This window comes from Streptomyces sp. NA02950 (genome assembly GCF_013364155.1).
Lineage (GTDB): Bacteria > Actinomycetota > Actinomycetes > Streptomycetales > Streptomycetaceae > Streptomyces.
On record NZ_CP054916.1, the window covers coordinates 6670528 to 6683344 of the forward strand.

The 12817-nt window shown below is 70.3% G+C and carries 10 protein-coding genes; 2 read left to right on the plus strand and 8 right to left on the minus strand.

The features are described 5' to 3' along the window. The first annotated feature begins 76 nt into the window (after positions 1–76). Entirely contained in the window at positions 77–1282 is a 1206-nt protein-coding gene (locus HUT19_RS29290) for an MFS transporter (protein ID WP_176183313.1), read from the plus strand. A 239-nt stretch (positions 1283–1521) separates the two neighbouring features. Here the strand turns inward: HUT19_RS29290 and HUT19_RS29295 are convergent, their stop codons facing one another. Both HUT19_RS29295 and HUT19_RS29300 read right to left on the minus strand, forming a co-directional pair. Continuing rightward, positions 1522–3285, minus strand: a complete 1764-nt coding sequence (locus HUT19_RS29295; protein ID WP_176183314.1) for an NAD+ synthase — start codon at positions 3283–3285, stop codon at positions 1522–1524. 145 nt (positions 3286–3430) lie between these two features. Next, a complete protein-coding gene (locus HUT19_RS29300; RefSeq protein ID WP_176183315.1) occupies positions 3431–5137 on the minus strand; it encodes a multicopper oxidase family protein in 1707 nt (568 codons plus the stop codon). Positions 5138–5629: 492 nt separating this feature from the next. Here HUT19_RS29300 and glnA point away from each other — a divergent pair, with 492 nt between their 5' ends. After that, complete coding sequence (glnA, locus tag HUT19_RS29305; RefSeq protein WP_176183316.1) at positions 5630–6991, plus strand: type I glutamate--ammonia ligase; 1362 nt, start codon at positions 5630–5632, stop codon at positions 6989–6991. Positions 6992–7066: 75 nt separating this feature from the next. Here glnA and HUT19_RS29310 read toward each other — a convergent pair whose 3' ends face one another. The 6 genes from HUT19_RS29310 to HUT19_RS29335 form a co-directional block, all read right to left on the minus strand. Continuing rightward, entirely contained in the window at positions 7067–8332 is a 1266-nt protein-coding gene (locus HUT19_RS29310) for a site-specific integrase (RefSeq protein WP_176183317.1), read from the minus strand. Positions 8333–8419: 87 nt separating this feature from the next. Further along, the gene (locus tag HUT19_RS29315; RefSeq protein ID WP_176183318.1) at positions 8420–8659 is read right to left on the minus strand and encodes a helix-turn-helix domain-containing protein; all 240 of its coding nucleotides are present in this window, start codon (positions 8657–8659) and stop codon (positions 8420–8422) included. Between the two features lie 466 nt (positions 8660–9125). After that, the gene (locus HUT19_RS29320) at positions 9126–10601 is read right to left on the minus strand and encodes an ATP-binding protein (protein ID WP_176183319.1); all 1476 of its coding nucleotides are present in this window, start codon (positions 10599–10601) and stop codon (positions 9126–9128) included. A 3-nt stretch (positions 10602–10604) separates the two neighbouring features. Beyond that, positions 10605–11450, minus strand: a complete 846-nt coding sequence (locus HUT19_RS29325) for a bifunctional DNA primase/polymerase (RefSeq protein ID WP_176183320.1) — start codon at positions 11448–11450, stop codon at positions 10605–10607. 85 nt (positions 11451–11535) lie between these two features. Then, positions 11536–12291, minus strand: a complete 756-nt coding sequence (locus HUT19_RS29330; RefSeq protein ID WP_254885857.1) for a hypothetical protein — start codon at positions 12289–12291, stop codon at positions 11536–11538. 46 nt (positions 12292–12337) lie between these two features. After that, entirely contained in the window at positions 12338–12808 is a 471-nt protein-coding gene (locus tag HUT19_RS29335; protein WP_176183322.1) for a hypothetical protein, read from the minus strand. Positions 12809–12817 lie beyond the last annotated feature (9 nt).

Sequence of the window (12817 nt, forward strand, 5' to 3'; positions counted from 1 at the left end):
GGGAACATAATCGTCCTGACGTCTCCACGTTGACGTCTCTCCCCTGACGTCTCTCCGTCGTTGTGAAAGGTCTCTCATGCCCCTGGCTCTGCTCGCGCTTGCTGTGAGCGCCTTCGGCATCGGTACCACCGAGTTCGTGATGATGGGCCTGTTGCCCAATGTCGCGGACGATCTGGGCACCTCCGTGCCCACCGCCGGATACCTCGTCTCCGCGTACGCCATCGGCGTCGTGGTGGGCGCTCCACTGCTGACCGCCCTCGGCTCCCGCGTGCCGCGCAAGCGGATGCTCGTGCTGCTCATGGCGCTCTTCACCGTCGGCAACCTCGCCTCCGCGCTCGCCCCCGGCTTCGGGCTGCTCGTCGCGGGGCGCGTCCTCGCGGGGCTGCCGCACGGCGCCTTCTTCGGCGTCGGCGCCGTGGTCGCCGCCCGCCTGGTCGCCGAGGAACGCCGGGCCCGCGCGGTCGCCACCATGTTCCTGGGCCTGACCATCGCCAACATCATCGGGGTCCCGGTGGCCACCCTGCTCGGCCAGCACCTGGGCTGGCGAGCGACCTTCCTGGTCGTCGCCGGGATCGGGGTCCTGGCCATGGCCGCCATCGCCCGGCTCGTCCCCCAGGTCCCGTTGGACCAGCACGGCGGCCTCCGCCAGGAGCTGGGCGCGCTCCGCGACCGCCAGGTGCTGCTCGGCCTGCTCACCGCCGTCTTCGGCTTCGCCGGGGTGTTCGCCGTCTACAGCTATCTCGCCTCGATGATGACCGAGGTCACCGGCTTCGCCGAGTCCTCCGTCACGGTTGTCCTCGCCCTCTTCGGTATCGGCATGACCCTGGGCGCCCTGGCCGCCGGACCGCTCACCGACCGCGCGCTGCGGCCCACCCTGTACGGCTCGCTGGCGGCGCTGGCCGCGGTGCTGGTGGTGTTCGACGTCACGGTGCACATCAAGTGGGCGGCGATGGCCACGGTGGTGGTGCTGGGCGCGGTCGGCTTCATGACCACCACCCCGCTCCAGATGCTGGTCATGGACAAGGCGCGCTCGGCTCCCACGCTGGCCTCCGCCTCCAACCACTCCGCCTTCAACCTCGCCAACGCGGGCGGCGCCTGGCTGGGCGGCGCGGCCATCGCGGCGGGCTGGGGCTGGACCTCCCCCACCCTGGTCGGCGCGGCCCTCGCCCTGGTCGGCCTGGCCATCGCGATCACCGCGGGGCTGCTCGACCGCACCGCGGAGGAGCCCTCGCGGGTGGTGGCGACGAGCGAGTCGGTGCCGCGGATGTCGGAGGTCGGCTGACCCGTCGACCGCCCTCTCGGCCGCCGGGGCCACCCGGCGTCCGTTCGCGCGCGGTGTGGTCCGCGCGGACGCCGGCCGTCGCCGGGCTGACCCCGGCTTTCGACCCGCCGCGGCCAAGCCGGGACCGGGGGCTGTCCGGACGCGTACGACGGACGTCGTGTGCGCGCCCCGGCCGCCTCGGCCCCGCGGACGGCGCGGCACCCCGCGGCCAGGCCACGGCGGCGGCCGGAGCCGTGCCGTCAGGCGTGCTCGCGCCAGCGGTTGGTGATCGGCAGTCGGCGGTCCTTGCCGAACCCCTTCGCGGAGATCTTCGTGCCCGGCGGGTACTGGCGCCGCTTGTACTCCGCGGTGTCCACCAGCCGCAGCACCCGGGTGACCAGCTCGTTGTCGAAGCCCGCCGCGACGATCTCCTCCCGGCCCCGGTCCCGGTCGACATACAGCTCCAGGATCCGGTCCAGGACCTCGTAGTCCGGCAGCGAATCCGTGTCGACCTGACCGGGCCGCAGTTCGGCGCTCGGCGGCTTGCTGATCGAGTTCTCGGGGATCGGCGGGGTCTGGCCCCGCTCTTCCGCCGCGCGATTCCGCCATTTCGCCAGGCGGAAGATGGACGTCTTGTAAACGTCCTTGATCGGGCCGTAGGCGCCGACCGAGTCGCCGTAGAGCGTGGAATAGCCGCAGGCCAGCTCGGACTTGTTGCCCGGGGCGAGCACGATGTGGCCCTCCTGGTTGGAGATGGCCATCAGCATCGTGCCGCGCAGCCGCGACTGGAGGTTCTCCTCGGCCAGTCCGGTGAGCTGGAGCGACCCCATATAGGCGTCGAACATCGGGGCGATGGAGACCGTGCGGAAGTTCAGCCCCGTGCGCCGCGCCAGCTCGGTCGCGTCGGTGACCGAGTGCTCGGAGGAGTAGCGGGACGGCATCGCCACGCCGTACACGTTCCGCGCGCCGACCGCGTCACACGCGATGGCCGCGACCAGCGCCGAATCGATACCGCCCGAGAGCCCGATCAGCACACTGCGGAAACCGTTCTTCGCGGCATACGCGCGCAGCCCCACCACCAGCGCCGTGTAGATCTCCTCGTCGTCGCCGAGCCGCTCGGCCTCGCCGCCCGCCAGCTCCGGCTCCGGCTCGTACGCCGGGAGGGGATCGGCGGAGAGCGTGCGGTGGTCGATGCGCAGCCCGTCGTCCACGATCCCCTCCGGGACCGAGTCCGGGTCGGCGGCGGGCAGCTCGAGGTCGACCAGCACACAGCCCTCGGCGAACTGCGGAGCGCGCGCGATCACCTCGCCGTCCCGGCCGACGATGATCGAGTCACCGTCGAAGACCAGCTCGTCCTGGCCGCCGATCATCGCGAGGTAGGCGGTGGTGCAGCCCGCCTCCTGGGCCCGCTTGCGCACCAGGTCGAGGCGGGTGTCGTCCTTCTCGCGCTCGTACGGCGAGGCGTTGATCGACAGCAGCAGCCCGGCCCCGGCCGTACGGGCGGCGGGCACCCGGCCGCCGTCCTGCCACAGGTCCTCGCAGATGGCGAGCGCGACATCGATGCCGTGGACCCGGACGACCGGCAGCGTCTCACCCGGGACGAAGTAGCGGAACTCGTCGAAGACCCCGTAGTTCGGCAGATGGTGCTTGGCGAAGGTGAGAACGACCCGGCCGCGGTGCAGCACGGCCCCCGCGTTCTGCGGGGCACCGGCGGGCTGACCGTACCGCTCGGTGGCCTGCTCGCCGCGGTCGAGATAGCCCACGACCACCGGCAGCTCGCCGAAGCCCTCGTCGTCCAACCGGGCGGCGAGCGCGTGCAGCGCGGCACGCGACGCCTCGACGAAGGAGGAGCGCAGCGCGAGGTCCTCGACCGGGTAGCCGGTCAGCGCCATCTCGGGGAACGCCACCAGGTGGGCGCCCTGCTCGGCGGAGTGCCGGGTCCAGTGGACGATCGACTCGGTATTGCCGGAGAGATCACCGACGGTCGAGTCGATCTGGTTCAGAGCGAGACGAAGTTGAGGCACGCGCCCAGTGTAATCGTCTGTCTGACGCGATGGCCGGGACGGTCACTGTCTCCCTTCTCACGTCCGGGCCCCGCTTTCCCGTCCGGGCCCGCGCCCGGCGGGCACCGGGGGGCAGGGAGCCCGGACCGGAGGCCCGGGACAGGGCCTAGCGCTGATAGCCGAGGACGGTCATCATCCCCGACTCCGAGTGGTAGACGTTGTGGCAGTGGACCATCCACAGCCCCGGGTTGTCCGCGTCGAAATCCACACTCACCCTGGTGTGCGGCAGCAGGATCGCGGTGTCCTTGCGCGCCCCGCCGTCCGGCAGCGCGAAGGTGTGGCCGTGCAGATGGAACGGATGCCACATCGGGGTGCTGTTGATGAAGGTCATCCGGACGCGCTCGCCCTCCCGCACCGGATAGCGCTGCGCCGGGTCGTAGCGCTTGCCGTTGATCGACCAGTCGTAGCCGCGCGGCGATCCCGTGAAGCGCATCCGGATCGTGCGGTCCGGCTCGCGCGGACTCAGCCGCACCTGCTCCGCCGCCTTCAGCCGGGCGGCGGTCAGCAGTTCGCCGTCGAGCTCCTTGGGACGGGGGAACTTCCGCGCCCCCTTGCCGCCGGTGCGCAGCACGGCCATCGTGGACCGTCCCTTGCCCTCCGCGAGGGCGGCGAACGGGAAGACCCCGCTCTTGACCTTGACCAGCACGTCGTAGCGCTCGCCCATGCCCACCAGCAGGGCGTCGGTCTTCGCGGGCACGACCGGGTAGCCGTCGGTGTGGGTGACGGTCATCCGGTGGCCGCCCAGGGCGACCCGGAAGGCGGTGTCACCGCCCGCGTTGATGATGCGGATGCGGACGCGGTCACCGGTCTTGGCGCGGAACACCTGCGGGGAGTGCGGGGTGCGGCCGTTGGCCAGGTAGTAGGGGTAGGCGACATCGCCCGCCATGCCGCCCAGCAGCGCGCTCCGGCCGCGCGTCAGCCTGCGGGACGGTGGATGGAGAGCCTTGGTCCGGCCCTTCTTCCCCTTGGCCTTCCCTCCCTTCGCCGTCGCCTTGCCCTTCGCCGTGGCCGTGGCCGTGGCGCGCGCCGCGTTCGCGGGGGCGGGGGAGACGGCCGAGCCGACGGGCGCCGGAATGCGGCGCGGCCCGCCGTGGTCCATGCCCGGGACCATGCCGCCGTTGAGCTCCCTGAGTACCGCGTCCGGCGTACTGCCGCCGACCCCGTCCAGCCAGTCGTCGAGCACGATGACCCATTCCTTGTCGTAGGCCAGCGGCTCCTTCGGGTCCTCGACGATCAGCGGTGCGTAGAGCCCCCGGTCCAGCTGGACGCCGGCGTGCGGATGGATCCAGTAGGTGCCCGGGTCCGGCACCGTGAAGCGGTAGTCGTGCGCCGCGCCGGTCCCGACCGGCCGTTGGGTGAGGCCCGGGACGCCGTCCATGTCATTGCGCAGCCGGATGCCGTGCCAGTGCAGCGAGGTGGGCTGCGGCAGGTTGTTGGCGAGGGTGAGCGCGAGCGTGTCACCCGCGGTGACCCGGATCTCCTGGCCCGGCAGCATGTCGCCGTACGCCCAGGACTTCACCGTACGGGCGCCGAGGTCGAGCGTGGTGGCCGTGGCGAGCAGTTGGAACCGCCGGACCGGCCCCTGGCCCCGCTGCCGATCGGCTGCCCTGACCTCCGGGCCGTCGGGGGAGACGTACTCCGGCCGGGGCGCCGCGACGGCGTCGCCCCCCTTGGCGGAGGTGTCCATGCCGTTGTCGTCCATGTCCGCGCCCATGGTGTTGGGCGGCACGGAGGGGCTACAGGCGCCGAGCAGACCGCTTCCCGCGGCGGCGATTCCCGCGCCGAGCACGGCGCGGCGAGAGTGTGCGTGCATGAGAGAGCACCCCAATGCTGGTGTCGTGATGTGCGCAGGGGAGGGCCGCGCGCCCGCCGTGCCCCGCGTGGGGGACGAGGCGGACGCGCCGCTCTATACGCAACGACACCAGCGGGGGGCCGGGACGTGGGCCGGGGGGCCACGGGGCGGCGCGGTGCGGTGGCCGGGCGCGGCCGACGGTCACCCTCCGCTCTCCGTGCACCGGTGCCTCCACCCGATCGCCCAATGTCCCGCTATCCCGATTTCCCGATGTCCGATGATCATGATAGTCGACACCTTACCCCCAAGGGGTATCGCATTCCCCGAAGGCGCCGCCGGGGCGCGGAACGGTCGGGTCCGTCACGGCATGCTGGAAAGTACGATGCACACATCGTGGTGCGGGGCGGGGAGAGCGGAGGAAACCTCCCGGAAATCCCGCCGCGTGATACTGGGGCCGCGACAGGTGCCCCGCGCCCGCCGAAAGAGCCGCTTGACCTGCAAGGATAGGGGACCATGGATAAGCAGCAGGAGTTCGTGCTCCGGACGCTCGAAGAGCGCGACATCCGGTTTGTGCGGCTGTGGTTCACCGACGTGCTCGGCTTTCTGAAGTCGGTCGCCGTCGCACCCGCCGAACTCGAAGGCGCCTTCGACGAGGGCATCGGTTTCGATGGCTCCGCGATCGAGGGATTCGCCCGCGTCTACGAGTCCGACATGATTGCCAAGCCGGATCCCGGCACCTTCCAGATCCTGCCCTGGCGCGCCGAGGCCCCCGGGACGGCCCGGATGTTCTGCGACATCCTCATGCCGGACGGCTCCCCGTCCTTCGCCGACCCGCGCTACGTCCTCAAGCGCATCCTCGCCAAGACCTCCGACCTCGGCTTCACCTTCTACACCCACCCCGAGATCGAGTTCTTCCTGCTCAACCAGAAGCCGGTGGACGGCACCCGCCCGACGCCCGCCGACTCCTCCGGCTACTTCGACCACACCCCGCAGAACATCGGCATGGACTTCCGGCGCCAGGCCATCACCATGCTCGAATCGATGGGCATCTCGGTCGAGTTCTCCCACCACGAGGGCGCCCCCGGCCAGCAGGAGATCGACCTGCGCTACGCCGACGCGCTCTCCACCGCCGACAACATCATGACGTTCCGTCTGGTCATGAAGCAGGTGGCGCTGGAGCAGGGCGTCCAGGCCACCTTCATGCCGAAGCCGTTCTCGGAGTTCCCCGGCTCCGGTATGCACACCCATCTCTCCCTCTTCGAGGGCGACCGGAACGCCTTCTACGAGTCGGGCGCCGAGTTCCAGCTCTCCAAGGTGGGCCGCTCCTTCATCGCCGGTCTGCTCCGCCACGCCGCGGAGATCTCCGCGGTCACCAACCAGTGGGTCAACTCCTACAAGCGCATCTGGGGCGGCTCGCAGCGCACCGCGGGCGCCGGCGGCGAGGCCCCCTCGTACATCTGCTGGGGCCACAACAACCGCTCCGCGCTGGTCCGGGTCCCCCTCTACAAGCCCGGCAAGACCGGCTCCACCCGGGTCGAGGTCCGTTCGCTGGACGCCGGCGCCAACCCCTACCTCGCCTACGCCGTTCTGCTCGCCGCGGGCCTGAAGGGCATCGAGGGCGGCTACGAGCTCCCGGCCGGTGCCGACGACGACGTCTGGGCCCTCTCCGACGCCGAGCGCCGCTCCCTGGGCATCGAGCCGCTCCCGCAGAACCTCGGCGAGGCCATCACCCTGATGGAGCGCAGCGAACTGGTCGCGGAGACCCTGGGCGAGCATGTCTTCGACTTCTTCCTCCGCAACAAGAAGCAGGAGTGGGAGGAGTACCGCTCCGAGGTGACCCCGTTCGAGCTGCGGAAGAACCTGCCGGTGCTGTAAGCGCAGGTCAGCGGGGGTGCCCCGCTAGACTGATGATCCGGGCCAGCGTCGTCACGACGCTGGCCCGGAGTCGTCTCAATCCTCTTGGGCCGTCTGTGGGCCGTCCGGCGCGGATTCGACCGCCTCATAGAGCCGATCCACTGCCTTGCGGGTCCGTCCCTCACTGCTGGGCATCAGGTGCGTGTACGTCCGGAGCGTGAAGCCGGGGTCCGCGTGGCCAAGGTAGCCGCTCAGGGCCTTGATGTTCTCCCCAGCATCCAGCAGGACCGACGCGTAGAAGTGCCGCAGCGCGTGCATGCCGTGCTCGCGGGCAGCCTCGTGCCGCTCACCCTTTTCAGGCTCGGGGATCACCCCGGCTGCCACGAGCGCGGGCTTCCATAGCCGGGCGTTGAAGTCGGTCCGGCGGACCGCGCCGCCGCCTATGAGGGAGAACAGCAGACGCTTGGTGACAGGCGGGCCGTCCGGCCGCAGCCAGGGGAGTGTCACCTCCACGGGCGGGAAGTGCTTCCGGTGATCCTTGAGCACGCGACCGACGTGCTCCGGCAGCGGCACGTCCCGTTCTTTGTTGCGCTTCGGCGGCGCAAAGACCAGGTGGCCGTTGACCACCTTCAGCTGATAGGCGACGTGCAGCCATCCGGCTTCGTAGTTCACTTCGTCATCGGGTAGACCGAAGATCTCGCCCTGCCTGAGGCCACAGCCGCCCCCGATGTCCACCATCGCCTGATAGCGATTGGGGAGCGCGGCCCGCACCGCGAAGACACGTTCTGCGGGCCACGGGCGTACACGCGGCGCCCCGCGCTCGGGTGCGCGGACCGAGCGTGCCTTGCATGGATTCTTGAGAAGCAGGGCGTCATCTACGGCAGCGCTCAGGACAGACGAGACGTTCGAGAAGATCACCCGACGGTAGGACGATGCCGGTAGAGCTTGCTCCAGCTCGGCCAGCCACTCACGGATGTGCCCAGGCTGGAAGGAATCCAGCGGGCGCGACCCGAGGTACGGGAAGGCGTGAAGCCTGAGCTGCACACCCACCGGAACCCGCGTGTTCGGGTCAGTGGTCTGTGCGGCAAGCCACTTATCGCCGTACTCGCGGAAGGTGATGCGTCCGGCCTGCGGGTCGATGTACTGCCCGCGCGACATGTCGGCCTCGATGTGCGTCAGCCACTTCTCGGCCAGTCGCTTTTGCTTGTCGGGGAATGACTTGCTCTTCTCAGTGCCGTCGGGGCCGATGTAGCGGGCGCGGTAGCGCATGCCGGTGCCGTGGCGGTCGGTCTTGACGCGGTGGGGTTTGCCGTTGGAGCCGGGTTCGGTCTTGTACCAACGGTCTTGGATGTGGCCTGCCATCGGCGGTCGTCCCTTCTCTGGACAGCGCAGGGCAGGGGCGGGCCAGATGGCCCCGCCCCTGCTGGTGTGGGAGGTTTTGCTCTGGTGTCAGGCGGCTGCTTCTGCGGCCATGCGTTCGTCCTGCCAGCGCTGGACGACGGCGGGGTGGTAGCGAATGTGCTTGCCGACACGGAATCCGGGCGGGCCGATGCGCTTCTTCCGCCAGGCGTAGACGGTCTCTTTCGGGACTTCGAACATCTCGGCGATGTCGTCGGGGGTGAGGTAGCGGTCCGGCAACCCGGCGCGGAGCGTGGCGCGCGGGTCCGGCTGTTCACGTGCGGTGCTCATGACGTGTCCTCAGTGCGCGGGCGAGGGGTCCGGTCTCCGGGGGTCTGCGCCTGTCCAAAGCGCGGATTTCTGCGTCATCGCGTCACGCACGTCATTTGCGGCTATGACCTGCTGTTATGCGGTGACGCGGGCAGCTCGGGGCGTGTCACAGGGCGGGGCGGGGTTCTGTCACCCGTGACGCGGATGACGCGGGATGACACAGGTTTGGCCGTCTGCGTCACCGCTGTCATCGCTGGTCAGGGTCCGGGTTGGGGTGGCTGGTGACGTGGGTGACGCAGGGTCTCTTCTCTTAGGAAAAAGAGAGGGGTGGTGTCTGTGGTGGTGCGGTGCTGCTCAGGAAGTGAAGAAGGAGCCGCTTCGCGGCGCGTCCTCGGGCGGCGGGCAAGCCGCCGGAACAGCAAGAGGAGCACCGCGCGGGCGGGGGTGCTCCTCTTGCTTGTTCGGTGTGGCTCCGTGGTGGCGCGGGTCAGAACGCCTCTTCCTGCTGGTGCGGGCGCGGTGTCGCGGGGCGGGTCATCTCGATGTAGCGGGCGGCGCTGGTGCGGCCCCAGTCGATGAGGACGCCGCGTGCGGCGAGGGTCGGCTGTAGCCGCTTGAGGCGGTCGGAGAGGACCTTGCCGGTGGTGGGCCAGCCTTTGGGCAGGGGACGGCACTCCTCGCCGCTGTAGAGGCCGGTGAGGCAGTGCAGCCACTCCGATGACGTCATTCGGACTTCCGCGCCCGTGTCGAGTCCGGCGGCGTGCTTCAAGACCGTCTGCGCGAGGAGGTCTCCTTCGATGACGTCGTCGTTGAGGTCGTCGAGGCTGGCCCGGTACGCGGTCAGCGAGCCGAAGCCGGTAGCCGCATCGAGTTGCGCGCACAGGTGGGCGAAGTCGGCCATCCGCAGGTCGGTGGGGGTGTCCGCCTGCGCGGCCCGCACCTTCACTGTCAGGTCCAGCAGGGAGCCGAGAACTACCGGCAGGATCTCCGCGTACTCGGTCCACAGCTCTGCCTCGGTTCGCCGCACCCGGGGCCGCACGAGACGGAGCGGGAGGAGGCGTTCGGCGAGGTCGGGCCTGATGACGCCGACGTCGATGCCGGTCAGGAGCATGGGGCGCCGGTAGCGGGAGCGGACGACGTCGCCGTCGGTGAAGAGCGCGCGCTTGATGCTCTCGGCGCCGGTCACGATGCAGCACATGAGGTCGGACAGGTCCGGGGGCAGGTGGGAGAGGTTGTCCAGGGCGGTGACCCATCCGGCGGCGACGGCCGTGATCATGTTCTCTTCGTCCTTTGGTGCCCGGCGGAGGTCGCCGCTCATCCCTTCGATGATCCGCACCAGCATCCGGCCGCCCGTGGACTTGCCCGCCCCCTGCGGCCCGGTGAGGAAGGGAGCAGGGACGGGCACGGACGGCTCCAGGCAGCCGATCAGCCAGGCGATGGCCAGGCATTCGGTCTCCGCGTTGGCGAAGTTGCACAGACGGAGCAGGAGGTCGATGCCCTTGCCGTTGGTGTCCTTGTCGGGCAGGGGGAGTTCGCCGGTGAGCTGGGTGCGCCGCCAGCAGACTTCCTGCGGGTCGGGGGTGAGGATGTCCCAGCCGGTGGGGTGGATGCGGACGGACTTGCCGTCGTCGCGGCCCAGGTCGAGCCAGGTCGCCCCGTCGAACCCGGGGGCGACGCGGATGTGGGTGGGCTGTACGTCCTCGGTCAGGGCGAGTGCTTCGATCAAGTCCAACGCCTCCTTGAGTGCCGTGCCGTTGAACACGCCGACCCCGTCCTTGAAGAGGCCGACCATGAGTTCCTGCCGGTGGCTCCCCGTCGTGCCCTGGGAGCGGATCGGCCGGGCTACGGGGTGACCGTTGCGCTGCGCGTACACGGTGCCGTCGATGGTGCGGAAGTACCGGAAGTGCGCTTGCGCGTAGTCGGTGATGATCTGGCGGGCCGGAGTCTTCTCGTCCTCGGACACGACTCACATCCCCAGCGCGGCGCGGGCGTTGGCCCACGCGTCCGCGCAGTGCCGGGCGGATTCGCCCTTGGCCTGGGCAGCGCTGAACAGACGCGCGATGTGCGTGTCGGTGAGGCAGCCACACCGGCCGTGCGCGGACAGCACCGCCAGGAACGTGCGGTACACCGTCGCGTGCACCGCGCTGCGGGCCTGCGTGATGCGCTGCTCCGCCATGGCGATACCGCGTTCCAGGTAGACGGGCGTGCGGTGTCGGCACTCCCCGCCACCGCTCAACGCGGCCACGGTGACGATGTGCGGGCGCCGGGCCGGGGAGGGTTCTTTCACGGCGAGTGCGCGCACCTCGTCCGGCAGGGTGGTCATGGTGCCGGTGCCGGGCCCGAGATAGCGGGCGTAGGACATGGACGACTTGATGTCGACGCCGGAGCGGACCGCGTTGTGCGAGGTCATCGCGCCGCGGTAGATCCAGTGCTCACCGCGCGTCGTCTCTACGGTTTGGGTGGTGGGCAGGGTCCCGCGGGCCCATGCGACGGCCGCGGCGTCGTCCAGGTCCACGACGGTCAGTCCGGCGGTGCCGGGGTGGTAGGCGACGCAGACCGCCCGCCGCCATGCGGCCGTCCATGGTGGGGAGGTGAGGACGTGCGGGTCGGTGGTGGCGGCGGCCCACGCGTGGCAGACGCCCGGGCACTGGCACGGCCCGGCGGACACCATGTTCGGCCGCCCGCCGCACGCGTTGCCGCGGCAAGTGGGGCAGTTGCCGAACGGGGCCTTACCCGCGCGCAGGGGCAGCACGGGGAGACCGGCGGCGGCCAGGGTGAGTGCCACTCGCCGGAGGGGGGTCTGTTGGGTCATGCTGGTTGTCTCCAGTTCTGTTGAGTGCTGGAAGACCGGGGCGGCCCCGCTTCATTGGCGTGAGAGGGGGCCGCCCCAGCCGTGTCTAGGCCGCGAGTAGGGGCTGTTGCCACGGGGGCAGGCTGGCTAGGACGCGCAGGCGCCAGCGCAGGGCGTACGGGAGGCAGTTGGCGCAGTTCTTGTGGGTGTGGCCGGGCATGGGCGGGCGGCGGCGGGCGTGGTAGCTCCATGCGGCGGAGTCGGCGGAGGCCATCAGGCGGCCGACCTTCTCCAGGCCGAGGGTTTTGAAGCCGAAGCCGTGCAGCCGTATGCCGTATCCGGCGAGGGTGGTGACGATGGCGGCGGCTTCGCGGGTGGCCTGCCGTCGGCAGACGGAGCCGAGGCCGACAGTGGGTTCCCGGGTCAGGTCGACCCCGGCCCGCTCGTACAGGGCCAGGCAGCGTTCGTAGTCCGGGAGCTCCCAGCCCTGGAGCACCGGGATGATCGGCAGTTCCGGCGCCAGTTCCCGCAGTTCCAGATAGTTGGCTACGGTGCGCCGCTGGTGCTCGGCCACGCTCAGGTGGGTGCCGACGAAGCGCTGAGGGCCGACGGTTCCGCCCTGGATCATGAGGGGCTCGCACATCCAGTCCTGTGGCGCGGCCCAGTCGAATGGGCCGACGCATTCCCAGATGCGGCGCAGGTCGTTGACGTACTGGCGCGGGGTGCGGGTCCAGCGGCCGTGACGCTGGAGTTCCGAGAAGCCGCCGGAGTCCACCGCGTACGGGCCCCGCGCCTGGTCCAGCTTGGCCGCCGTCGCGAAGTGCTCTGACTTCAGGAACAGCGGCACATGGGTTAAGCGCACCCAGTGACGTTTGTGGGTCGTGAGGTAGAAGTGCAAGACGGACCTCTCAGCTGTGGAAGTGGTTGCGCTTGATCACGGCCTTGCGGATGTTGACCGTGGCCCCGCCCCGCCCGCCGCTCGCGGTGAACACCTGCACGGCGATCCATCCGCCGAAGATCACGGCGGCCAGGATGATGAGCTGGGTGACCAGGGCAGTGAGCGCGGCGATGAACGTGGTGAGCAGCAGCAGTCCGCCGCACACGGCGAGGAACCCGACGCCTCCGAGGGCGACGTTGACGGCCGCGCGGGAAACGGGCGGCTTGGCGGCGACCGGTTCGGGCTGCATGGGGTTGAGGGCGTAGCCGGTGATGACCCGCCCGTCCGGCATGACGATGGACGCGACCGCGGGGATGTGCCCCGGCTGCACGGGCAGGACCGGCACAGCCCGTGCGGACGCGGGGGTGATCGGGGTGGGGGTGTGGACTTGCACGGCCGCCGTCTCGTGCCTGGCCGGGTGGTGTGACGTCGGTTCGTTCACGGTGCTGGT

Coding starts and splice junctions, on each gene's coding strand:
- HUT19_RS29300 (WP_176183315.1), bottom strand. CDS start 5,137: ATGCACGCACACTCTCGCCGCGCCGTGCTCGGCGCGGGAATCGCCGCC.
- glnA (WP_176183316.1), top strand. CDS start 5,630: ATGGATAAGCAGCAGGAGTTCGTGCTCCGGACGCTCGAAGAGCGCGAC.
- HUT19_RS29310 (WP_176183317.1), bottom strand. CDS start 8,332: ATGGCAGGCCACATCCAAGACCGTTGGTACAAGACCGAACCCGGCTCC.
- HUT19_RS29290 (WP_176183313.1), top strand. CDS start 77: ATGCCCCTGGCTCTGCTCGCGCTTGCTGTGAGCGCCTTCGGCATCGGT.
- HUT19_RS29325 (WP_176183320.1), bottom strand. CDS start 11,450: ATGACCCAACAGACCCCCCTCCGGCGAGTGGCACTCACCCTGGCCGCC.
- HUT19_RS29315 (WP_176183318.1), bottom strand. CDS start 8,659: ATGAGCACCGCACGTGAACAGCCGGACCCGCGCGCCACGCTCCGCGCC.